General features: G+C 52.4%; 1 protein-coding gene. It reads right to left on the reverse strand.

The features are described from left to right. On the reverse strand, positions 1-315 hold a 315-nt coding region (locus AVJ20_RS18185), incomplete at both ends, for an Ig-like domain-containing protein (RefSeq protein ID WP_162689828.1).

Consider the following 315-nt stretch of genomic DNA (forward strand, 5'->3'; position numbering starts at 1 on the left):
GGTAATGTCGTGTCAACGACATAGCCCTTATCAGATGTCACTGTCGCAGGGTTGCCTGCGACATCATGCACCACCACACTGCCTGCGATTGATTTGTCGCCGTCAGCCACCAACTCACTACCTGCAACATCAACACTCCAACTACCGCCTGCTTGAACATCAGTCGTGTATGTTTTCTCGTTGATGGTCAGAGTGACGGTATCGCCCACGGTAAATTCACCAGTCACCTTACCGGTCAACGTCACATCTGTTCCTGCCTCCGCAGCATTCACAATGTTGTCCGCTGTAACCGCATCAATGCTGAGCGTCGCTGTC

It is taken from the genome of Acinetobacter sp. CFCC 11171, assembly GCF_003268405.1.
Lineage (GTDB): Bacteria > Pseudomonadota > Gammaproteobacteria > Pseudomonadales > Moraxellaceae > Acinetobacter > Acinetobacter amyesii.